Raw genomic sequence first — 22,400 nt, 5'->3', positions numbered from 1 at the left:
AGTTGACGGCGATCTGGATCTCCAAAACTGCCGTCAACTTCATGATCGACCGGGAAAGAGGGGGGCGCGAGGGGGGCGGGGGCGGGGTCAGGCCAGCTCTACCAGCTCCAGGAGATCGTCGGACCAGGCGTCCTCGTCGCCGTCGGGGAGCAGGATCGCGCGGTCCGGCTTGAGCGCGGTGACCGCGCCCGGGTCGTGCGTGACCAGCACGATCGCGCCCGGGTAGCGGGCGATCGCGTCGAGCACCTGCTCGCGGCTGACCGGGTCCAGGTTGTTCGTCGGCTCGTCCAGCAGCAGCACGTTGGCGCCGGAGCAGACCAGCGTGGCCAGTGCCAACCGGGTCTTCTCGCCGCCGGACAGCACGCCGGCCGGCTTGTCCACGTCCTCGCCGGAGAACAGGAACGCGCCGAGGATCTTGCGCAGATCGGTGTCGGTCTGGTCGGACGCGGCACTGCGCATGTGCTCCAGGATCGTCCGGTCCACGTCGAGCGTCTCGTGCTCCTGGGCGTAGTAGCCCAGCCGCAGCCCGTGCCCGGGGCGCACCTCGCCGGTGTCCGGCTCCAGCAGCCCGCCGAGCATCCGCAGCAGCGTGGTCTTGCCGGCGCCGTTGAGGCCGAGGATGGCCACCCGGGAGCCGCGGTCCACCGCCACGTCGACGTCGGTGAAGATCTCCAGCGACCCGTACGACTTCGACAGGCCGGTCGCGGTCAGCGGCGTCTTGCCGCACGGCGCGGGGCTCGGGAACCGTACCTTCGCGACCTTGTCCGCGACGCGGACCTCGTCCAGGCCGGAGAGCAGGCGCTCGGCGCGCCGGGCCATGTTCTGCGCGGCGACGGTCTTGGTGGCCTTGGCCCGCATCTTGTCCGCCTGCGCCATGAGCGCGCCGGCCTTCTTCTCGGCGTTGGCCCGCTCCCGGCGGCGGCGCCGCTCGTCGGTCTCCCGCGCCTCCAGGTACGCCTTCCAGCCCAGGTTGTACGTGTCGACCACGGACCGGGTGGCGTCCAGGAACCAGACCTTGTTGACCACGGCCTCCAGCAGCGAGGCGTCGTGGGAGATCACGATCAGGCCGCCCTTGTGGTTGGCGAGGAAGCCGCGCAGCCAGGTGATCGAGTCGGCGTCGAGGTGGTTGGTGGGCTCGTCGAGCAGCAGGATGCCGCCGCCGTTCTCGCCGGCGTCGCGGAACAGGATCCGGGCCAGCTCGATTCGGCGGCGCTGACCACCGGAGAGCGTGCCGATGGTCTGCGCCAGGGCCCGGTCGGGCAGGCCCAGGTTGGCGCAGATACGGGCCGCCTCGGCCTCGGCCGCGTAGCCGCCGAGCGAGGCGAACTGGTCCTCCAGCGCGCCGTAGCGGCGGACCAGCCGCTCGTCGTCGGCGCCCTCGGCGAGCTTGTCCTCCAGCTCCTTCATCTGCGCCATGAGCACGTCCAGGCCGCGGGCGGAGAGCACCCGGTCCCGGCCGGTGACGTCCAGGTCACCGGTACGCGGGTCCTGCGGCAGGTAGCCGATGGCGCTGCGCCGGTCGATCTGGCCGCCGTACGGCTGGCCCTCCCCGGCGAGCACCTTGAGTGTGGTGGTCTTGCCGGCGCCGTTACGGCCGACCAGGCCGATCCGGTCCCCCGGCTGCACCCGCAGGGTGGTGTCGGACAGCAGGATCCGGGAACCGGCGCGCAGTTCCAGGCCGGTGGCAGTGATCATCTCGGAGTACTCGCTCTCGGGTCCGGAAAGGCTGATTCAGGGCACGCGAAAGCGCCGGCGGGTGGTGATTTCCCGTCGGCGCGGGGCCGTTCAGCCTTCGCAGCGCAGCACGGGAGCAAGTGTACCGGGCTCCGCTGACCCCTTCCGCCGGATTACCGTGCAAGATCATCGGGTACGGAAACCGCCGTCCGGACCCGGTCCGGTACCGCAACCACCACAAACGGACACATCGGTGATCGGGGTCAACATGGAGCTGAACGAGAACGCGCGGGTCGACACCAGCCAGGTGGACGACCGGCGAGGGTCCGGCGGAGGCGGCGGGATGGGCATTCCGATCCCGATCGGCGGCGGCCGCGGCGGGATCGTGGGCATCATCATCGCCGTGCTCGTCGCCCTGGTGGGCGGCGGGTTCGGCCTCAACGCCGCCACCAACGGCGGCGGCTCCGAGCAGGGTGACAACACCTCGCTGGAGCAGAAGTGCTCGGCGCAGGACGCGCTGGAGCAGCTCGACTGCCGCAACACCCTCTACGTCAACTCGATCCAGGCGTACTGGCGTACCGCCATGCCGGAGGCGTTCGGCGAGCAGTACAAGCCGTCGAAGACGGTGTTCTTCAGCCAGAACGTCAGCACCGCCTGCGGCGCCGCCGACTCCGGGGTGGGCCCGTTCTACTGCCCGGCCGACGACCAGGTCTACATCGACCTCACGTTCTACCGGCTGCTCGCCGACCAGCTCGGCGCCAAGGGCGAGTTCGCCCAGCCGTACGTGCTGGCCCACGAGTACGGCCACCACGTGCAGGACCTGCTCGGCACCGAGGCGCAGATGCGCCGCCAGCAGCAGCGCGACCCGCAGAGCGCGAACGCGCTGTCGGTGAAGCTGGAGCTGCAGGCCGACTGCTACGCCGGCGCGTGGGCGAAGAACGCCACCGGCACCGCCGACGAGCGCGGGCAGAAGATCTTCAAGAGCATCACCGAGGAGGACATCTCGCAGGCCATCGACGCCGCCGAGAAGATCGGCGACGACGCGATCCAGGAGCGCTCCGGCCGGCCGGTGAACCCGGACGAGTTCACCCACGGCACCTCGGAGCAGCGCAAGCAGTGGTTCACCAAGGGCTTCACCACCGGTGACCCGAAGTCCTGCGACACCTTCGGCTCGGGGGCCTGAGCCGCTCCGTGCACCGGCCCGCACCGCTGACGAAGACGGCGGTGCGGGCCGATGTCGTTTCCGGAGCAGGTCAGGCCGGCAGGGTCACCTGACCCGGGGTGGACCGGTTGACGGTCGTCCCGTCACCGAGCTGGCCCCCGCTGTTGTCACCCCAGCACCACAGGCCGGCGTCGGTACGGATCGCGCAGCCGTGATCGGTGACCGCGAGTCCGCCGGTCCAGCTGGTGGCCGTACCGACCTGGGCGGGCGCGGACCGGTGGGTGGTGCTGCCGTCGCCCACCTGCCCGGCCGAGTTCTTGCCCCAGCACCACAGGCTGCCGTCGGTGCGGGACGCGCAGGTCGTGTCGCTGCTGGCGGCGATCCGGTTCCACGTGGTGGCGGTGCCGATCTGCACCGGCGCGGTCCGGTACGTGCCGCTCACGCCGAGCTGCCCGTACCCGTTCTCACCCCAGCACCACAGCGCGCCGGAGCGGACCCCGCAGGTGTGCGCGTACCCGGCCGCCACGCCGGTCCACCCGGTCGCGGTGCCGACCTGCGCGGGCGCCGTCTGGGGCGCGAGGTTGCCGAGCCCGAGCTGGCCGTCCGAGCTGGACCCCCAGCACCAGAGCGTGCCGCCGGCCCGGATACCGCAGGTGTGCCCGTAGCCGGTCGAGACGCTCACCCAGTCGGTGGCCGTGCCGACCTGCAACGGAGTGTTCGCGACGTACGGCGAGGCGCCGACGCCCAGCTGGGTGGTCCGGTTGAAGCCCCAGCACCAGAGCGTGCCGTCGGTGCGTACCGCGCAGGTGTGCTGAGGGCCGGCGTCGACCCGGGCCCAGGTGGTCGCGGTGCCGACCTGCACCGGGGCGCTGCGGCTGGTGGTGGTCCCGTCGCCGAGCTGGCCCCGGAAGTTCGAGCCCCAGCACCACAGCGTCCCGTCCGTGCGTACCGCGCAGGTGTGCCCGGAGCCGGCGTCGACGCCGGTCCAGGTGGCGGTGCCGACCCGCGCCGGGGCGCTGCGGTTCGTGGTGGTCCCGTCGCCGAGCTGGCCGCCGTAGTTCGAGCCCCAGCACCACAGTCCCCCGTCGGTGCTGATCGCGCACGTGTGCGCGCCGCCCGCGGTGACGCTGGTGACCGTGGGCGCGGCGAGCGCGGCGCGCTCGACCGGGCCGGCGGCCGCATTCGCAGTACCGGCCGTCAGTGTCGCGGTGAGCACGAGGCTTCCGGCGCTCATCGCCGCCGCGGCGACGAGGAGCCTCGTCGCACGGCGCCACCGGGCCCGCAGCCGGCCGTCCTGATATCCGCTCATGAAGTTGTTCTCTCCCAACGATGTCGGATGGCGGAGGCGAAGCGGGCCCTGCGGGTCGCCCGGAGACCCGCCGCTTCGTGACACCGACCTTATGCATCGAGTCGATTCGATGCATCATCGACGAGCGGGATTGAGCCGTCTTGAGGTGATCTTTCCTGTTCAGCGGACCAGGATGTGGACCGCCCGGGCGGCGGCGACGGCGGCCACCAGCACCGCGTGCCGGGGCTCCGGCACGTCGAGCAGGCGCGGCGCGCGCAGCGCCGCGAGCGGGGCCAGCCGCCGGTCGGCCAGCACCGTGTCCACCGCGCGCCGGTCGCCGCCGCACACCAGCGCCGCCAGCGTGCCCGCCTCCGGCAACAGCAGGCGTACGGCCAGCTCGGCCGCGTCGCCCAGCGCGGCCTTCGCCTGGTTGTCGCGCCGCCGGGCGAACCGCTGCTGGGACCAGCCGCCCGCCGCGGTGCGCCCCTGCACATACCGGGTGTCCACCTTGGAGACCACCAGATCGGTGCCGTCGGCGACACCGACCGCCACCGCGCCCTTGCGGGCCAGGAGCAGACCGAGCCGGCGGGCCGCCGTGGCGGAAGCGACGAATCCGGGTACGTCAGCCGACGCGCTCGCGCCGGGCGGGGTGTGCAGCTCGGCGGTGGCGTCGTCCGGGGCGGTGAGCAGCAGCCCGTACTCCTGGACCGTCGTGGTCGGCGGGCCGTGCCGGTCGGTGAAGCCCTCGACCCAGCGGCCGACGCGGCCGGGGTCGACCTCGACCCACCGGCCGCCCCCGGCGGCGGGTCGGCTGCTCATGGCCCGACGGTACGCCATCGACGGAACCCGAGACGCAACGCGGGAGGACACCGGTGCCGGTGCCCTCCCGCGCGTGTGCCGCGTGATCAGTGGACGGTCAGGTTGCCGCCCTTCAGCTTGACCTCGGCGGTCGCGCCGCCCGTCCAGTCGGACGAGAAGAGCAGCGAGCCGCCCCGCCACAGGGTCACCCCGACGGTGTCGTTCCTGCCGGGTGCGCCCCGGTCGGTCACCGTCACGGCCAGGGTCAGACCGGAGGCCACCAGCTTGCCCCTGCTGTCGTACAGGGCGGCCTGGTAGCGCACCTGGGCGACCTTGCCCACCGAGGTGACGCCGAGCGCGTCGACGGTGCCGGCCTCGATCGTGTACGACTTCCCGCCGGAGCGGAACTCGACCTCGGCCTTGCCCGTGGCGGGCTTGTTCGCCTTGCCCGGCTTCGCGTTCAGCTCCACCTCGACCGTGGAGTTCACGTCGGCCGGGTAGGTCCCCGCCGAACGGGTGGCGGTGAACTCGCCGCCGCCGGTGAGGAAGCCGCCGTCGGAGACGGCGACTGTCACCTGGGCGGTGGTGCTGCCCGTGTAGGTGCCGCCCACTGTCGCGGTGACCGTGTGCGTGCCCTTCGGCAGGGTGGCCGCGCACGCCGCGGACGCGGTGGTGGTGGCCGTGCCGAGCAGGTCGAGCACGCCGGTGCACAGCGTCACGCCGCCCTTGGTGAAGGTGACTGTGGCGGTACGGATGTCACCGGCCGTGGTGTCCGTCGCCCCCGGCAGCACCGAGCTGTCCCGGACCACGGCCCGCAGCAGCGCCTGGCCGGACGCGCCACTGGCCCCGGTGTTCACGAGCGCGTCGCCGGCCCAGCTGACGGCCGTGTCCTCGGCGGCGACGGTGACGGTGAACGAGGTGCTGCCGGTCAGCCCGGAGCCGTCGGAGACGGTCACGGTGACCGGGTAGTCGCCCGGGACCGCCGTGGTGGTGCCGGCGACCGTCCAGGTACGCGTACCCGGGCGGGCGTCTGCCGCCGAGGTGCTCGTGACGGCCAGGGAGAGGCCGGCGGGCAGCCCGGTGGCCGCAGCGCTCAGGTCCGCGCCGACGGTGTCGCCGTCGGTCGCGGTGACCGTGACGGCCGGCGAGAGCGCGTCGCTGTACTGGACGTGTACGCCGCCGTCCGGGGCGGTGCTGGTGACGACCGGGGCGGACCGGATGGTGAAGTCGGCGTCGTTGACGTCGAAGAAGACGTTGCCGACCGCCTCGATCTTGATCCGGGCCTTCCCGGTGGCCACGTTCGGCAGCGTCACCGTCGCCGAGCCGGTGTTGGCGGTCTGCTCCGCCAGCACGTACGGGAAGGTCTGCCCGCCGTCGGCGGACAGCGAGATCTTCACCTGGGTGGCGTTCACCGGCGCCACGTCGGTGCCGGCCACGTCCCACGTCACGGTCTGGGTCGAGCCGCCGTCCAGGACGGCCGCGGTGTCCTGCGAGGTCACCAGGAACGGACCCGCGTCCGGCGCCAGGACCACGGCGACGTCGGCGCTGCCGATGCCGCCGCCACCCAGTCGCCCGTCCCGGGCGGTGAGCTTGAAGTGCAGGGTCCGGTCACCGGCCATGCCGACCCAGTCGCGGGTGGGCAGGAACTCCGAGTAGCAGTCGACCAGTTCGGCGGGCACGTTCGAGGCGCCACCGGTGGCCGGCGGCGCAGGCGGGGCCGGGCAGGTGCCGTTGGCGGCGTTGGTGTTGCCGGCCAGGATCTGCGCCATGTCCGGGAAGACCCGGGTCGAGTCGGTGGTGACCGAGTTCAGACCCGGCGAGTGGTACTTCAGCGTGTCGGTCGGCGACACGATCGCCGCCTCGCCGAACACCCGGAACAGCGGACCGTTGACCTTCGTGTTGTTCGTCAGCGCGGTGCCGGTCGTGGCGCCCCTGTCGTTCTGCTCCCACAGGTACGTGACCGTGTCGCCGTCGGCGTCGGTGGCGCTGCCGGTCAGCGCGAACGGCGTACGCACCGGAATGGTGACGGTCTCCGGGACGGTGACCACCGGGGCGTGGTTGGTGGTCTCCTCGACCAGCCAGCCGCCGTTGTCGATGGCGCCGCCCTTGGCCGTCTCGCCGACGAAACCGGAGGCGCCGGAGACGTTCGTCAGCTCCAGCGACGCCACGTTCGTGGTCGCCAGCGTGCCGCCGAAGGTCACCTGGAAGCCGTTGTCGTTGAGCGTGCCGCTGCCACCGAACGCGGCCACGGTGACCGTCGCACCGGCCGGCCAGCCGGCGATGCCCTCGATGGCGGCCTTGATGCCGGCGGTGGTGTAGTTGACGCCCCGCACGATCGGCGCCGAGTCGCTGCCCGCGTAGCTGACGGTGAACGAGTCGCCGTCGGCGTCGAACCCGTACAGCGAGACGTTCTGCACCTCGTTGATCGCCGGACGGTTCGAGGTGACGTAGTTGGTGATCTCGGTGTAGCTGCGGTGCGACCAGTACGGGTCGCTGTGCGGCTGGAGGTTGTCCTGCTGGCAGATGCCCGCGTACGCCATGATCGACGAACCGCTGCCCGGCTCGTACGAGTTGGCCGCGCTGCGGTTGCCGCCCGAGCAGTTGTACTGCGTGCCGTTGAACGTGTGGTTGCCGGCGAACTGGTGACCCATCTCGTGCGAGACGTAGTCGACCGCGTAGAAGTCGCCGACCGGCGTCGGCAGGCCGGTGCAGCCCTGCGCCTTGCCGTTGCCGCCGATCACGCCGAGGCTCGCCACGCCGCCACCGTTGACGCCCAGGCCGACGTGGCCCACGTCGTAGTTGCTCGCACCGACGAGCTGGCCGAGCACGATCCGGTTACGGCTGAGCGTGCCGCTGCCGCAGGACGTGAGCTGCGCCGGCGTGAAGCAGGCCGCCGCACCGCACGGGCCGTTCGGCTCGGTGGCCAGGGCCGGCGTGTTCAGGTTCGTCTTGTCGGTGTCGTTGATCAGCACGAGCCGGATCGCGGTCTCGTCCTCGTAGATCTGAGTCACCCGGTTCATCAGCGTCACCTTCGCGGCGGTGACGTTCTCCGCGCCGAAGTAGGTGGCGTACGACGGGTCGGTCACCAGCGCCACCCGGTAGGTGCGCAGCTTCACCAGCGGCCCGGCCGGAACCTCCGCCTCGGCGATCTCCTCGGCCAGCGCGTGCGCCTCCTGCGTGACGTCCTCACGCTCGACGAACTCCCCCTCGGGGTGCTCGAGGTCGCGGGCGAAGTAGCTCGCGTAGAGGCTCTGGTCGCGCTGGTAGTACGGGTCGATGTACCAGTTGCCCTCGGCCGAACGGACCGAGGCGTGGAACCCGAGCGGGGTGAGGTCCGCGCGGATGGTCGCCGTCGGGTCGTCCAGGCCCTTGCCGGCGTACGTGGTGATCTCCGGGTGCTTCGCGGCCAGGCCGGCCTCCATGACCGGCGAGTCGACCAGCTCGAAGCGCTGGAACGTGCCGTCCGGAGCGGGCAGCGACACCACCTGCTTCGCCACCCGGGCCACCGCCACGCGGTCCTCGGCCGGTGCCTTGTCCAGCAGGCCCTTCATGGTGCCGCGGTCCAGCTTGTACGCGGCCAGCCGCTTGGCCTTGACGGCGGCGTTGCGGCCCGCCTTGGTGGCCGCCGGTTTGCCGTCCACCTTCTGCCACGGTCCGTGGACGGCGGGTGCCGCGGAGACGGGCGCGGGCGCCGCGAGAACGGGAAGCGTCGCCGCGGCCAGCGCGGCGACGAGGAGGGCAGCGGTCCGTCCGCGCCGGGCGGGTTGCCGGTCGCGCGGCGGGCGCCCGAGGATGATCCTCAAGTCTTCTCCCTGTTCGGTCGGGTGTGGACCGGCACACGACCGGCGGGGATGACCGGACGTACGTGAACGGTCCACGGATTGTTCCGTGACCCTAGGACCACTCGTGAGCCCGAACATCACCCGCAAAGACGATGTGGTTCTACCTGGACGGTGATCCGGGCCGTCCCGGCCTACGGGATCCGCGCTTCGCTCAGCGGCGACGGCCGACCTGACGGCCGAGCACACCTGTGGTCGGACGCGGGACCGGAACGGTGCCTTCCGTCAGCCGCAACCGCCGGTTCGGCCGATCCCCGGGTAACGGATCATGAACCGGTCCGCAATCGGCCCGACACATTGGCCGGGTCCACGTCGGTCACACGCCGAGCACCGTGGCGACTGCGAGAGCGGCGATGATGACGCTGGACAGCAGCGCGGTGACCCGCCGCCCCCGGGCGCCGGTGAGGGCCCGGCCGATCAGCGAGCCGCCCCCGGCGATCAGCACCTGCCAGCTCGCCGAGGCGAGGAACACGCCGAGGGTGAAGGCGGCAGCGGCCGGCGGGCCGGAGTCGAGCACGTCACCACGGCCGAGGACGAGCGCCACGAAGTAGACCACAGTGGCCGGGTTGAGCAGGGTCAGCGCGAGAACCGCGCCGAACGCCCGCACCGGCGTGTCCAGGCCACCCCGTGCGCCCGGCTCCTGCGTCGTGCCCGGCGGGTGCGTGGTGGCCGACGGGCTCGGCGGGTGCGTTGTGGCCGGTGGGCTCGACGGGTGCGTTGTGGCCGGTGGGCGCAGCGCGCGCCAGGCGGTGAGGCAGGCGAGAGCCAGCAGCACCCCCGCGGCGACCAGCCGCAGCGGACCCGCGAACGGCGCGAGCCCGCTCGCCACCGCGGCCCCGCCGAGCGCCGCCACGGCGGCGTAGAGCCCGTCGGCGGTAGCCACGCCGAGCGCCGCGGCCGCACCGACCCGGAACGAGGTACGCGCGCTGAGTCCGAGAATGAGGATCGCGATCGCGCCGACCGGAATGGCGACGCCGTAGCCGGCGACCAGGCCAGCCAGGAACGCCCCGGTCACGACGACGGATGATGGGTCGAGGCGGCCGAGGGCAGGGTGCGCTGTCGACGCGCGGCGGTGGCCGCACGGACAGGAGCCTGCTTCGGGTACGCCTCGATCACCCGCTCATCCTGCGCCCCACTCCCTCACCCCGCGACCGCTTTTCCCGCGCGCCCGCACGCGCACCCCGCGGCTGGGCTGGGCTGGGCTGGGCTGGGCTGGAGATCTTGGTACGAATCTGCCTTCTAGGGGGCGATCTCATACCAAGATCTCGCCGCCCACGGCCCTGCCGCCGGTGGCAGTGCCGTCAGCCCACCTTGATCGACACCACTACGCCGAGGTGGCGGCATCAGACCCACTCCGACCACACCACGTCGGCGTAACGGTGTCGATCAAGCCCGCGAACACCACAGGCGCGGCACCCTCTTGTCAGGGGTGCCGCGCCCGTGGCGGTGACCGGGAGAACGGTCAGACGTTGAAGCCGAGCGAGCGGAGCTGGTCGCGCCCCTCGTCGGTGATCTTGTCGGGGCCCCACGGCGGCAGCCAGACCCAGTTGATCCGGATGTCGTTGACCAGGCCGCCGCCGGGACCGGTGGTCAGCGCCTGCCGGGCCTGGTCCTCGATCACGTCGGTCAGCGGGCAGGCCGCCGAGGTCAGCGTCATGTCCAGGGTGGCGACGTTCTCGTCGTCGACGTGGACGCCGTACACCAGGCCCAGGTCGACCACGTTGATGCCCAGCTCGGGGTCGACGACGTCCTTCATCGCCTCCTCGATGTCGCCGATCGCGGCCTTGCCGCCGGCCGGGGCCGCCGCACCCGCGGCCGCACCGTCGGCAACAGTCCCGTTGACGGCGGTGCCGTCCGTCGCCACCGCGCCGGCCTCGGGGGTCATGTTCTCGTCGCTCATGCCTTCACCTCCGGGCTCACGCCCACCCCGGCGCGTGCCGCGGCGTCCTTGAACGCCATCCACGACAACAGCGCGCACTTGACCCGGGCCGGGTAGCGCGCGACACCCGCGAACGCCACCCCGTCTCCGAGCACGTCCTCGTCCGGCGTGACCTGGCCCCGCCCGGACATCAACTGCACGAACGCCTCGTGCACCACCGCGGCGTCGCTCGCGGCCTTGCCGCGCAGCAGCTCGTGCAGGATGCTCGCCGACGCCTGGCTGATCGAGCAGCCCATCCCGTCGTACGAGATGTCGGTGAACACGCTGCCGTCGGTCGCCACCCGTACGGTGATCTCGTCGCCGCAGGTCGGGTTGACGTGGTGCGCCTCGCCGACCCGGGCGGCCGGGTCCGCCGCTTCCCGCAGGCCGCGGCCGTGCGGGTGCTTGTAGTGGTCCAGGATGATCTCCTGGTAGAGGGATTCAAGTTGCATCAGTCGAACACCTTCCGCACCCGCTCCAGACCCGCCACCAGGGCGTCGATCTCCGCGGTGGTGGTGTAGAGGTAGAACGACGCCCGCGTCATGGCCGGCACCCCGAACCGGGTGCACACCGGCTTGGCGCAGTGGTGCCCCACCCGCACCTGCACGCCGAGCGAGTCGAGCACCTGCCCGACGTCGTGCGGGTGCACGTCACCGAGCGCGAACGAGATCGTCCCGCCCCGGCCCACCGGCACCGTCGGGCCGAAGATCCGCAGGTCCGGCACGGTGGCGAGGGCGTCGAGCGCGTACGCCGTCAGCTCCTTCTCGTGCCACTGAACAGCCGGCATGCCGATCGCGGTGAGGTAGTCCACGGCCGCGCCGAGCGCCACCGCCTCGGCGATCGGCGGGGTGCCCGCCTCGAACCGGGCCGGCGGCGCGGCGAACGTCGAGCCCGCCATCGTCACCGTCTCGATCATCGAGCCGCCGCCCATCACCGGGGGCATCGCGGCGAGCAGCTCGCCCCGGCCCCACAGCACGCCGATCCCGGTCGGGCCGCACATCTTGTGCCCGGTGAAGACGATGAAGTCGACGTCGTAGTCGACCACGTCCATCGGCAGGTGCGGCACCGACTGCGAGCAGTCGAGCAGCAGCAGCGCGCCGACCTCACGGACCCGCGCGGTGATCCGCGAGGTGGCGTTGACGGTGCCGAGGATGTTCGACATGTGCACCAGCGAGACGATCTTCGTCCGCTCGGTGACCAGGTCTTCCAGGCCGGACTCGTCGAGCCGGCCCTGGTCGGTGACCGGGAACCAGCGCAGCGTCGCGCCGGTGCGCTCCGCGAGAAGCTGCCACGGGACGATGTTCGAGTGGTGCTCCATCTCGGAGATCACGATCTCGTCGCCGGGGCCGAGCCGGAACCGGGGGTCGCCGTCCGCGCGCAGCGAGGCGTTCGAGAACGCGTACGCCACGATGTTGATCGCCTCGGTGGAGTTCTTGGTGAACACCACCTCGTCCACGCTCGGCGCGTTGATGAACGCGGCGATCTTCGCCCGCGCGCCCTCGTACGCCTCGGTGGCCTCGGTGCCAAGCGTGTGCACCGAGCGCGACACGTTGGCGTTGTGCAGCGCGTAGTGCTCGGCGAGCACGTCGAGCACCTGCCGCGGCTTGTGCGAGGTGTTCGCGCTGTCCAGGTAGACGAGCGGGTGACCGTTGACCTCCCGGTCGAGGATCGGGAAGTCGGCCCGCACCTTCGCCACGTCGAAGCGCGGCACGTCGTCGTACTGCGGCATGCCCGCCGGGATGGCCATCGAGGTCATGTCGAGTCTCAGGCCCGCGCCGCGCCGGCTCCGGCGACGTACCGCTCGTAGCCCTCTTCCTCGAGCTTGTCGGCCAGCTCGCGGCCGCCCTGCTCGACGATCCGGCCGGCCACGAAGACGTGCACGTAGTCGGGCTTGATGTAGCGCAGGATGCGGGTGTAGTGGGTGATCAGCAGCAGGCCGGTGTCACCGGTGTCGCGCACCCGGTTCACGCCCTCGCTGACCACGCGCAGCGCGTCGACGTCCAGGCCGGAGTCGGTCTCGTCGAGGATGGCCATCTTCGGCTTGAGCAGCTCCAGCTGCACGATCTCGTGCCGCTTCTTCTCACCGCCGGAGAAGCCCTCGTTGACGTTGCGCTGGGCGAACGCCGGGTCCATCTGGAGCTTCTCCATGGCGCCGCGCAGCTCGCCGGCCCAGGTGCGCAGCTTCGGCGCCTCGCCGTCGATGGCGGTCTTGGCGGTACGCAGGAAGTTGGCCACCGACACGCCGGGGACCTCGACCGGGTACTGCATGGCCAGGAAGAGGCCGGCGCGGGCGCGCTCGTCGACGGACATGGACAGCACGTCCTCGCCGTCGAGGGTCACCTCGCCGCCGGTGATCTCGTACTTCGGGTGACCGGCGATCGAGTACGCCAGCGTGGACTTGCCGGAGCCGTTCGGGCCCATGATGGCGTGCGTCTCGCCGGAGCGCACGGTCAGGTCGACCCCGTGCAGGATCGGCTTGAGCTCACCCTCGGGCAGCTTGACCGACACCTTCAGGTCGCGGATCTCCAGGGTGCTCATCAGCGGGTCACTCCATTGCTCGGCAGCGGACGGCCGTCGCCGTCCACGGAAAGGTAGATGTCACCGTCGCGGACTTCGACGGCATAGACGGGTACGGGTTCGGTAGCGGGCAGCCCGGTGGGCTCACCGGTACGCAGGTCGAAACGGGATCCGTGCAGCCAGCATTCCAGCGTGCAGCCCTCGACCTCGCCCTCGGACAGCGCCACGGCGGCGTGCGAGCACTCGTCGTGCACGGCGTAGAACACGTCGTCCTCGCCGTGCACGATCGCGACCTGCACGCCGTCCACGTCGGCGCTGATCGCGGTGCCCTTCGGCACGTCCTCGGTGGAGCAGATCTTGAGCATCAGGCGCCGGCCTTCGCCAGCCGGGCCTCGATGGCGTCACCGAGGCGCTCGCGCAGGTCCTCGACCGGGATCTTGTTGATCAGCTCGGCGAAGAAGCCGCGCACCACCAGGCGCCGCGCCTCGGCCTCCGGGATGCCCCGGGCCATCAGGTAGAACAGCTGCTCGTCGTCGAACCGGCCGGTCGCGCTGGCGTGCCCGGCGCCGGCGATCTCGCCGGTCTCGATCTCCAGGTTGGGTACGGAGTCGGCCCGCGCGCCGTCGGTGAGCAGCAGGTTCCGGTTGATCTCGTACGTGTCGGTGCCGGTGGCCTCGGCGCGGATCAGCACGTCGCCGACCCAGACCGTGTGCGCGTCGTCGCCCTGCAGCGCACCCCGGTAGCCGACGTTGCTGCGGCAGTCCGGCACGGTGTGGTCGACCAGCTGCCGGTGCTCCAGGTGCTGGCCGGAGTCGGCGAAGTAGACGCCGTACAGCTCGGCCTCGCCGCCGCGCTGGGTGTACTCCACCGACGTGTACTGCCGGACCAGGTCGCCGCCGAGGCTGACCTGCACGTGCAGGATCCGGGCGTCGCGGCCCAGCCGCACCTTGAGGTGCTGCGCCTGCACCGCGTCGTCGGCCCAGTCGGCGACGGTGACCAGGGTCAGCTTCGCCCCGTCGCCCACGGTCACCTCGACGTTGTCGGCAAGCGTGGCCGAGCCGACGTGCTCGATCACCACGGTGGCCTCGGCGAACCGGTCCACCTCGACGAACGTGTGGCCGAAGGCGAGCGCCTCGGCGTTCTCGCCGACCACCCGCAGGCGCACCGGCTGCTGCACCACCGCGTCGCGGTCGACGCGCACCAGCAGCGCGCCGTCGGCCCCGCCGTACGCGAGCGCGCTGACCCGGTCGAACGGGGTGAGCACGCTGCCCATCCGGGGGTCGTCCCGGCCGATCCGGTCGACGGTGACGCCCTCGGGCAGGTCACCGTGCTCGTGCCGGACCGCGCCGGTCGTGCCCTGCGCCGACCCGGTCAGGCCGCGCAGGCGCTTGAGCGGGGTGAAGCGCCACTCCTCCTCCAGGCCGGTCAGGGCCGGGAAGTCGGCGACGTCGTACGAGCGGAGCGCCTGCGACTTGGTCGTGGGCGGCGCGGAAGCCTGGGTAGTCATCTCTTCCTTGGTCTGTTCTGCGACGAGGTGTCAGTGAGTCGGAGGGCGGGCGGCCGGCGTCAGCCGACCGCGCCCTCCATCTGCAGCTCGATCAGGCGGTTGAGCTCCAGCGCGTACTCCATCGGAAGCTCCTTGGCGATCGGCTCGATGAAGCCGCGCACGATCATCGCCATCGCCTCGTCCTCGCTCAGGCCCCGGCTCATCAGGTAGAAGAGCTGGTCCTCGCTGACCTTGGAGACGGTCGCCTCGTGCCCCATCGACACGTCGTCCTCGCGGATGTCGACGTACGGGTAGGTGTCGGAGCGGGAGATCGTGTCGACCAGGAGCGCGTCGCACTTGACCGTGCTCTTGCTGCTGGTCGAGCCCTCCAGCACCTGCACCAGACCGCGGTACGAGGTGCGGCCGCCGCCCCGGGCGATCGACTTCGACACGATGGTCGAGGAGGTGTGCGGCGCGGCGTGCACCATCTTGGCGCCGGCGTCCTGGTGCTGGCCCTCGCCGGCCATGGCCACCGAGAGCACCTCGCCCTTGGCGTGCTCGCCGGTCATGTAGACCGCCGGGTACTTCATGGTGACCTTGGAGCCGATGTTGCCGTCGACCCACTCCATGGTCGCGCCCTCGTGGCACACGGCGCGCTTGGTGACCAGGTTGTAGACGTTGTTCGACCAGTTCTGGATGGTCGTGTACCGGCACCGGGCGTTCTTCTTGACGATGATCTCCACGACGGCGCTGTGCAGCGAGTCGGAGGAGTAGATGGGCGCGGTGCAACCCTCGACGTAGTGCACGTACGCGCCCTCGTCGACGATGATCAGCGTCCGCTCGAACTGGCCCATGTTCTCCGTGTTGATCCGGAAGTAGGCCTGCAGCGGGATGTCCACGTGCACGCCCTTCGGCACGTAGATGAACGAGCCACCGGACCAGACGGAGGTGTTCAGCGCGGCGAACTTGTTGTCGCCGACCGGGATCACCGTGCCGAAGTACTCCTTGAACAGGTCCTCGTGCTCCTTGAGCGCGGTGTCCGTGTCCAGGAAGACGACACCCTGCTCCTCCAGGTCCTCACGGATCTGGTGGTAGACCACCTCGGACTCGTACTGCGCCGCGACACCGGCGACCAGGCGCTGCTTCTCCGCCTCCGGGATGCCGAGCTTGTCGTAGGTGTTCTTGATGTCCTCGGGCAGGTCCTCCCAGGAGGTGGCCTGCTTCTCGGTGGACCGCACGAAGTACTTGATGTTGTCGAAGTCGATCCCGGTGAGGTCGGCGCCCCAGTTCGGCATCGGCTTGCGGCCGAACAGCCGCAGGCCCTTGAGCCGCAGGTCGAGCATCCAGGCCGGCTCGTTCTTCTTGGCCGAGATGTCCCGCACCACCGCCTCGCTGAGGCCGCGCTGGGCGGACGCCCCGGCGACGTCGGGGTCGGCCCAGCCGTACTCGTAACGGCCGAGGGCCGCGAGCTGCTCCTCCTGGGTCAGGGGCTGGACGATCTGCTCGGTCATCTATCTGTCCTCACAGTGGTGACGGTGGAACCGGACTGGGCGGGAATGTGCGTGGTGCACACGCCGTCGCCGTGCGCGATGGTGGCCAGGCGCTGTACGTGAGTGCCGACCAGACGGGAGATCACTTCGGTCTCGGCCTCGCACAGCTGAGGGAACTCGGCGGCCACGTGCGCCACCGGGCAGTGGTGCTGGCAGAGCTGGCCGCCGGAGGCGATCGTGGACGCGTTGGCAGCGTAACCCTCGGCGGTCAGCGCGCCGGCGAGTGCCTCCGCCCGCGCGAGCGGGGCGTCTCCGGCGTCCTCCATGGCCGCCCGGCAGCGGGTCTCCAGCGCGGAGACCTGCTCGGCCGCGAACGCCGCGACCGCCTCGGTGCCGCCGGTGCGGGCGATCCACCGCAGCGCGGCGGTGGCCATGTTGTCGTAGTGGTGGGTGCCACAGCGACCGCGGCCCGCCTCGGTGAGCGCGAAGACCTTGGCCGGGCGGCCGCGCCCGCGACTGCCGCGGACGGTCTGGTCGCGGGCGACCACGTCACCGTCGGCGAGCATCGCGTCGAGGTGGCGGCGGATCGCGGCCGGGCTCAGGCCGAGCGCCGTGCCGAGCTGCGCGGCGGTGGTGGGACCACGCTCCAGCAGCAGCTGGGTGACCCGGTCCCGGGTCGACAGGTCAGCCGGGGCGGTCTCCCGCTCGCCGGGCCGTACGCCGCGACGTGCGCGCGAACCACCGGCGACCGGACCGGTCACCGGCGTTCGGGAGAGCGCCGCCGCGTTTTTCACAACAGCAACGTTACGTAATTCGCGGAGGGCCCGCAAACCCGGGGTCCGGTGATTCCGACCACCGGGGTGCCGGAGTCACCCGATCGGGATCAACTACGGTGCGTAGGATTCGCTCCGTGAAGCGATCCGTCCGGTTTCCGGTCTCCGCCACGCTGCTGCGCCGCCTCGCGCTCGCCTCGATCATCGCGAACGTCGCGATCGTGGTCACCGGCGGGGCCGTCCGGCTCACCGCCTCCGGCCTCGGCTGCCCCACCTGGCCCCGGTGCACCGAGGACTCCTACACCACCACACCCGAGATGGGCGTGTACGGGGTGATCGAGTTCGGCAACCGGCTGCTCACCTTCGCGGTCGGGATCATCGCGCTCGCCGTGGTGCTGGCCGTGCTGGCGCACCGTCCGCGCCGCCGCGGGACGCTGCCGCTGGCCGTGGGCGTGCTGTTCGGCATCCCGGCCCAGGCGATCATCGGTGGCATCACCGTGCTCACCAACCTCAACCCGTGGGTGGTCGGGCTGCACTTCCTCGCCTCGATGGCGGTGATCGCGGTCGCGTACGCGCTCTGGCGGCGCATCAAGGACCCGGACGGGCCGGTGTCCCCGACCGTGCCGGCGCCGCTGCGTACGCTCGCCTGGATCACCATGGCGGTGAGCGCGTCGGTGCTGGTGGTCGGCACGTGGGTGACCGGCAGCGGACCGCACGCCGGCGACCACGGCGCGGCCCGCAACGGCCTGGACCCGGCGGCGATCTCCCAGGTGCACGCCGACGGCGTCTTCCTGCTGATCGGCCTGTCGGTGGCGCTGTACTTCGCGTTCCGGGCGGTCGGCGCGGCGCGGGCGGCGCGGGCCGCCGCGGTGCTGATCGCGGTCGAGCTGGGCCAGGGCGTGATCGGCTTCGTCCAGTACTTCACCCACCTGCCCGCCGTGCTGGTCGGCGCGCACATGCTCGGCTCCTGCCTGGTGCTGCTGGCCACGCTCGGCGTGCTCTGGGCGACCCGGGAGCGGCTGCCGGCCACCCCGGCGGCACCGGCCGTGCCCGCCGCGCAACGGGTGGGCGCCGCCGCCTGAGTGCGGGCGTTACCGCGCGGCGGGAGCGGGAAAGCGGTCCGGGTCACCGACCGTCCGCCCGAGGGGAGCTCCCCGTGTCGCGCAAGAGCCTCTCCACCACCACCCCGCAACGGCTGACCCCGGTCGCCGGCGCGCCGCTGTGGTGCGACGCCCGCGAGTACGGCCTCACGGGCGACGGGGTCACCAACGACCAGCCCGCCCTGGCGGCGCTGGTGGACCGCCTCGGCGCCGGGTACGACGCCGACGGCCGGGCGCGGGTGATCTACTGCCCGCCCGGCCTGTACTCGATCCGCGACGCCGGCACCGTGTGGCGCAGCGGCGTCTCACTGCTCGGCGCCGGGCCGGCGGCGACCCGCTTCCTGCTCAGCAACGAGGGCAACCGCAGCGCGCCGGTCCCGCTCGCCTTCTGGACCACCGTGCAGCACGGCGCGGACCGGGACCGGCACATCACCGACTGCACGTTCGCCGACTTCGAGATCGACGGCTCCGGCGTCGCCCAGACCGCCTACGACTACCTGGCCAAGGGGCTGGGCCTGCAGTACGTGGTGCGCGGCGTGTTCCGCAACCTCTACATCCACCACACCGGCGCGACCGGCCTGGGCTGCGACTTCCTCCAGGACAGCCTGATCGACGGGGTGGTCGCGGTGGGGTGCGGCCGGCTGGACAACGGCGACCAGATGGGCGGCGCGGGGATCGGCGTCGGCATCGGCGGCTGGGGCGACGTGGAGCGCCTCACCATCGCCAACTGCACCACCATCGGCAACGGCACCAACGGCATCTTCCTGGAGCTGCAGAAGGACTACTGGACCCCGCCCCGTGGCATCCGGATCATCGGCTGCCACAGCCAGGCCAACCGGTTCGGCATCTCCGACTGGGGCGCGGACGGGCTGATCGTCTCCGGCTGCACCATGACCAACAACCTGGAGGCCGGCTTCGACGTGTCGGGCAACGGCACCGCCGGGGTGGCCGGGCGCGGCGGCCTGGTCACCGGCTGCGTGATCGACTACAACGTCGGCGACGGCATCAGCATGGGCAACACCCCCGGCCCGTACGCGGTCCAGGCCAACCGGATCAGCCGCAACGGCGGCTTCGGCTACCACGAGCACGACCTGGGCCACGGCTACCGGGGCGCGGCGGCCGACGTGGTGATCCAGGACAACGACATCCGGGAGAACGCGCTGGACGGCATCCGGATCGACCGGCCGATGCTCGACACGTCGATCGTCGGGAACCGAATCCGGGACAACGGCCGCCGCTCCGCCCCGGCCGGCACCGGCTCCGGCGAGGCGGTGCGGTACGGCCCCCGCGAGGTCACCGACGGCAACGCCGACTGGCCGGCCGGCGGGCACCGGGGCAAGGTGGTGCGGGTCGGCTCCCGGGACGCCGTGGTGTCCGACAACAGCGCCGACCGGCTCTCCCTGGCCGAGGTGCGCCCGGACGGCTCCACCGGCTGGACCGCCGCCACGCCGGGGCCCGGCACGGCGTACGAGCTGCCCGACTCGCCGCCCGCGTGCGGCGGCATCACGATCGCCGCGCCGTTCGACTCGGCCACCGTGCGCGGCAACCGGATCTGGCACCGGGACGCCGACACCCAGGCGTACGGCATCTGGGTCACCGAGGCGGGCAGTTGCGTCTCCTGCGCGTTCGAGGACAACGACCTGGCCGGCACCGAGGCCGCGCTGCGGCTGGACACGCCGCCGATCGGTGGCCGCTGGGCGCGCAACCACAGCGACCGCGACTGAGCGCCGCGCCGGGTGCGGGCCGGTCCCCCGGCCGGTGGCCTCAGCGGCGGGCCAGGTGGGTGAGCACCGCGTCGGCGAGCCGGTCCGGGGCGCCGTCGGCGTACCCGACGAACAGGCTCGGCTCGGTCAGCTCCAGCTCGACCAGTACGGGCGCGCCGTCCGGGCCGGGGATCAGGTCGACGCGGGCGTAGAGCAGGCGGTCCGGGCCGCCGGGCACCACCGCCAGCACCTTCTCGGCCACCGCGCGCTGCTCCGCCGTGGCGGCGCGGGCGTCGATCCGCTCCTCCTTGTAGAGCGCGGCCTCGCCCAGGTCCGGCCCGGTCAGCATCGGACCCTTGCGGATCGCGTGGCTGAACGCCAGGCCGCCGGGGCCGGCCAGGAACAGCAGCGCGGTCTCCCCGGCGGTGTCCACCGCGCCGAGGTACGGCTGGACCATGGTGACCCGCCCGGCGGCGGAGAGCCGCCGTACGTGGGCCACCGCGAGCTCACGGTGCTCCCTGTCGGTCAGGTCGTAGCGACCGGTGTCCTGGCTGCCGGCGCTGACGGCCGGCTTGATCACGTGCTCGCCGCGGGCCGGGGGCGTCCACGCCTGCCCGGGCTCGACCCACTCCGTCGGGACGGTGGGCACTCCGGCGGCGGCCAACTCGGACAGGTAGCGCTTGTCGGTGTTCCAGGCGACCACGTCGGCCGGGTTGACCAGGGCCGGCACCGTACGTGCCCAGGCCACGAACTCGTCCCGCCGCCGGGCGTAGTCCCACGGGGAGCGGAGCACGACCAGGTCGTACCCGGGCCAGTCCACCGAGGGGTCGTCCCAGACCGCGATCTCGGTGGTGACGCCGCGTTCGGCGAGCGGGCCGAGCGCGAGCCGGTCGTCCGGGTCGAGGCCGGGCAGTTCGGCGCAGGTGACGAAAGCGACCCGGGGTCTCCCCCGGGTCGACTGGTGGTGGTTGGTCATTCGGTATATGTCAACGGGCCATCGTGCGCCGGGCCATCGACCGCCACAGGTCGTTGCTCGGACGCATCTGGTCCATCAGTTCACGCTCCCAGGCGTTCTCGACGTCGACCCCGGCCTTCGCGCAGGCCTGCCGCGCGACGTCCGTGCCGTCGGCGAACTGGTCTGCCCATACCCCGTCGGAACCCACGAGGACGATCCGTGCGCCGCGCTTGCCGACGTACTCGATGACCGCCTTCGCGCCGCCGTGCCCGGCGGCGAACGACTTGATGCCCGCGACCAGGCCGTTGGGGGCCTGCTCGGCGGTCTTGTCAGCCGTCAGCGTCGTATCGGAACCATCTGCCATGACGCGAAGCCTAAGCAGAGTTCCACCCGGATGTGCGAGAACCATGAACTGAATGTGATGCCAATTACCCATCGGTTTAAGAAGAACCACAGGTAATTCGCCCGTACATGTCGCTTATATCTGGGTGAAACGGGCGGGCGGGATCGTCACAATCTGTCCGGGTTGGACCCGTCCGGGAAAGCCCGAAAAAAATTTCTGATGAACCGCCGGACGGGCGGGTCAGAGCAGCGCGTCGAGCGCGACGGCCGCGAACAGGATCGTGAGGTACGTCGTGGACCAGTGGAACAGCCGCATCGGCTTGACCGCCTCGCCGCGCGTCGCGCGCCGGCACAGCTTGTGCGCCTCGACGAGGAAGATCCCGCCGACCACGAGCGCCGTGACCCCGTAGATCGGGCTCATCCCGAGCGGCCAGACCGCCAGCGAGGAGAGCACCGTCAGCCAGGAGAAGCCGATGATCTCGGCGTTGACCCGCCGGACCGAGGCCACCACCGGCAGCATCGGCACCCCGGCGCGGGCGTAGTCGGCCTTGTACTTGATGGCCAGCGCGTAGAAGTGCGGCATCTGCCAGAAGAACACCACAGCGAACAGGCCCCACGCGGCCGGCGCCAGCGAACCGGTGACAGCGGCCCAGCCGATCAGCACCGGCGCGGCCCCGCAGATGCCGCCCCAGAACGTGTTGGCGGCCGTGGTCCGCTTCAGCCACAGCGTGTAGACCAGGTCGTAGTAGGCGATCGCGGCCAGCGTCAGCACCGTCGCCAGCCAGTTCGTCGCCGCCGCCATCAGCGCCACCGAGACGGCCGCCAGCACCAGGCCGAAGACCAGGGCGCTGCGCGGCGACACGGTGTGCGCGGGCAGCGGACGGCGCTTGGTGCGCCGCATGAGCTGGTCGATGTCGCGGTCGATGTAGCAGTTGATGACGCTCGCCGCGCCGGCCGCGAGCGACCCGCCGACCAGCACCACGGCGACCAGCCACAGCGACGGCATCCCGCCGTGGGCGAGCATCATCGCCGGCACGGTGGTGACCAGCAGCAGCTCGACGATCCGCGGCTTGGTCAGCGTCACGTACGCCGCCACCACGGCGCGTACGTCCCGCCGGCCGCTCGCCGGCACCTCCGCCACCGCGCCCACCGGCGACTGCCCGGCAGGGTTGCTGACGGGGCGCTCGGTGATCATGCTCACGGATTGCCACCTTCCGGCATCGGCGGGGGAGGTCGTTCGGCCCGGACCGCTGCGGGTCCACACACCGCCCCACACACTACGCGGCGTCGTTTTCGCTGCCCCGTGGACCCGGCAACGGTGCGAGCCGTCACACCTGGGGTTGAACGACCGGACG

At 71.7% G+C, this 22,400-nt stretch carries 19 protein-coding genes; 3 read left to right on the top strand and 16 right to left on the bottom strand.

Features of this window, described 5'->3' with window-relative positions; all coding sequences use genetic code 11:
• Positions 1-87: 87 nt before the first annotated feature.
• Entirely contained in the window at positions 88-1,695 is a 1,608-nt protein-coding gene (locus ACN27C_RS18515) for an ABC-F family ATP-binding cassette domain-containing protein (RefSeq protein ID WP_121685548.1), read from the bottom strand.
• A gap of 247 nt (positions 1,696-1,942) precedes the next feature.
• Between ACN27C_RS18515 and ypfJ the strand changes: the two genes are divergently transcribed.
• Positions 1,943-2,857 (top strand): KPN_02809 family neutral zinc metallopeptidase, encoded by a 915-nt coding sequence (ypfJ, locus tag ACN27C_RS18510; RefSeq protein WP_120573680.1) that lies wholly within the window; start codon positions 1,943-1,945, stop codon positions 2,855-2,857.
• Positions 2,858-2,927: 70 nt separating this feature from the next.
• Here ypfJ and ACN27C_RS18505 read toward each other — a convergent pair whose 3' ends face one another.
• The 12 genes from ACN27C_RS18505 to ACN27C_RS18450 all read right to left on the bottom strand — a co-directional run bounded on the left by ACN27C_RS18505 (position 2,928) and on the right by ACN27C_RS18450 (position 16,966).
• Positions 2,928-4,145: an RCC1 domain-containing protein gene (locus tag ACN27C_RS18505; protein WP_422747009.1), complete on the bottom strand. Its 1,218-nt coding sequence runs from the start codon at positions 4,143-4,145 to the stop codon at positions 2,928-2,930.
• A gap of 159 nt (positions 4,146-4,304) precedes the next feature.
• Positions 4,305-4,943, bottom strand: a complete 639-nt coding sequence (locus ACN27C_RS18500) for an acVLRF1 family peptidyl-tRNA hydrolase (protein ID WP_162959015.1) — start codon at positions 4,941-4,943, stop codon at positions 4,305-4,307.
• Between the two features lie 86 nt (positions 4,944-5,029).
• Positions 5,030-8,725 (bottom strand): M12 family metallo-peptidase, encoded by a 3,696-nt coding sequence (locus ACN27C_RS18495; RefSeq protein ID WP_422747006.1) that lies wholly within the window; start codon positions 8,723-8,725, stop codon positions 5,030-5,032.
• A gap of 352 nt (positions 8,726-9,077) precedes the next feature.
• Complete coding sequence (locus ACN27C_RS18490; protein WP_422747004.1) at positions 9,078-9,776, bottom strand: LysE family transporter; 699 nt, start codon at positions 9,774-9,776, stop codon at positions 9,078-9,080.
• 447 nt (positions 9,777-10,223) lie between these two features.
• The gene (locus ACN27C_RS18485) at positions 10,224-10,646 is read right to left on the bottom strand and encodes a metal-sulfur cluster assembly factor (protein WP_370585031.1); all 423 of its coding nucleotides are present in this window, start codon (positions 10,644-10,646) and stop codon (positions 10,224-10,226) included.
• Positions 10,647-10,657: 11 nt separating this feature from the next.
• On the bottom strand, positions 10,658-11,131 hold the full coding sequence (gene sufU, locus ACN27C_RS18480; protein WP_120568933.1) for a Fe-S cluster assembly sulfur transfer protein SufU: 474 nt from the start codon (positions 11,129-11,131) through the stop codon (positions 10,658-10,660).
• Positions 11,131-12,435 (bottom strand): cysteine desulfurase, encoded by a 1,305-nt coding sequence (locus ACN27C_RS18475; RefSeq protein WP_422747001.1) that lies wholly within the window; start codon positions 12,433-12,435, stop codon positions 11,131-11,133. Before ACN27C_RS18475 ends, sufU begins: the two co-directional genes overlap by 1 nt.
• Positions 12,436-12,443: 8 nt before the next feature.
• A complete protein-coding gene (gene sufC, locus ACN27C_RS18470) occupies positions 12,444-13,217 on the bottom strand; it encodes a Fe-S cluster assembly ATPase SufC (RefSeq protein ID WP_120568931.1) in 774 nt (257 codons plus the stop codon).
• Entirely contained in the window at positions 13,217-13,561 is a 345-nt protein-coding gene (locus tag ACN27C_RS18465; RefSeq protein ID WP_120568930.1) for a non-heme iron oxygenase ferredoxin subunit, read from the bottom strand. The genes sufC and ACN27C_RS18465 overlap by 1 nt, the downstream gene beginning before the upstream one ends.
• Positions 13,561-14,703 carry a Fe-S cluster assembly protein SufD gene (sufD, locus tag ACN27C_RS18460; RefSeq protein WP_422746999.1) on the bottom strand — a complete coding sequence of 381 codons (1,143 nt, stop codon included), beginning with the start codon at positions 14,701-14,703 and terminating at the stop codon, positions 13,561-13,563. The genes ACN27C_RS18465 and sufD overlap by 1 nt, the downstream gene beginning before the upstream one ends.
• A 59-nt stretch (positions 14,704-14,762) precedes the next feature.
• Positions 14,763-16,193, bottom strand: a complete 1,431-nt coding sequence (sufB, locus tag ACN27C_RS18455; RefSeq protein WP_013287447.1) for a Fe-S cluster assembly protein SufB — start codon at positions 16,191-16,193, stop codon at positions 14,763-14,765.
• Positions 16,190-16,966 carry a helix-turn-helix transcriptional regulator gene (locus ACN27C_RS18450; protein ID WP_091420402.1) on the bottom strand — a complete coding sequence of 259 codons (777 nt, stop codon included), beginning with the start codon at positions 16,964-16,966 and terminating at the stop codon, positions 16,190-16,192. Before ACN27C_RS18450 ends, sufB begins: the two co-directional genes overlap by 4 nt.
• Positions 16,967-17,064: 98 nt before the next feature.
• Between ACN27C_RS18450 and ACN27C_RS18445 the strand changes: the two genes are divergently transcribed.
• Both ACN27C_RS18445 and ACN27C_RS18440 read left to right on the top strand, forming a co-directional pair.
• Positions 17,065-18,027: a COX15/CtaA family protein gene (locus ACN27C_RS18445; protein ID WP_422746996.1), complete on the top strand. Its 963-nt coding sequence runs from the start codon at positions 17,065-17,067 to the stop codon at positions 18,025-18,027.
• Positions 18,028-18,101: 74 nt separating this feature from the next.
• The gene (locus ACN27C_RS18440) at positions 18,102-19,769 is read left to right on the top strand and encodes a right-handed parallel beta-helix repeat-containing protein (protein ID WP_422746994.1); all 1,668 of its coding nucleotides are present in this window, start codon (positions 18,102-18,104) and stop codon (positions 19,767-19,769) included.
• A gap of 40 nt (positions 19,770-19,809) precedes the next feature.
• Here ACN27C_RS18440 and ACN27C_RS18435 read toward each other — a convergent pair whose 3' ends face one another.
• The 3 genes from ACN27C_RS18435 to ACN27C_RS18425 all read right to left on the bottom strand — a co-directional run bounded on the left by ACN27C_RS18435 (position 19,810) and on the right by ACN27C_RS18425 (position 22,246).
• On the bottom strand, positions 19,810-20,724 hold the full coding sequence (locus ACN27C_RS18435; protein ID WP_422746992.1) for an ATP-grasp domain-containing protein: 915 nt from the start codon (positions 20,722-20,724) through the stop codon (positions 19,810-19,812).
• A 10-nt stretch (positions 20,725-20,734) separates the two neighbouring features.
• A complete protein-coding gene (locus ACN27C_RS18430; protein ID WP_013287454.1) occupies positions 20,735-21,067 on the bottom strand; it encodes a hypothetical protein in 333 nt (110 codons plus the stop codon).
• A gap of 219 nt (positions 21,068-21,286) precedes the next feature.
• Positions 21,287-22,246: a heme o synthase gene (locus ACN27C_RS18425; RefSeq protein WP_422746990.1), complete on the bottom strand. Its 960-nt coding sequence runs from the start codon at positions 22,244-22,246 to the stop codon at positions 21,287-21,289.
• Positions 22,247-22,400 lie beyond the last annotated feature (154 nt).

This window comes from Micromonospora sp. WMMD1219 (assembly GCF_049315215.1).
Lineage (GTDB): Bacteria > Actinomycetota > Actinomycetes > Mycobacteriales > Micromonosporaceae > Micromonospora > Micromonospora tulbaghiae.
The sequence above is the reverse complement of the archived record's forward strand: the minus strand, read 5'-3'. Positions and strand labels throughout refer to the sequence as shown.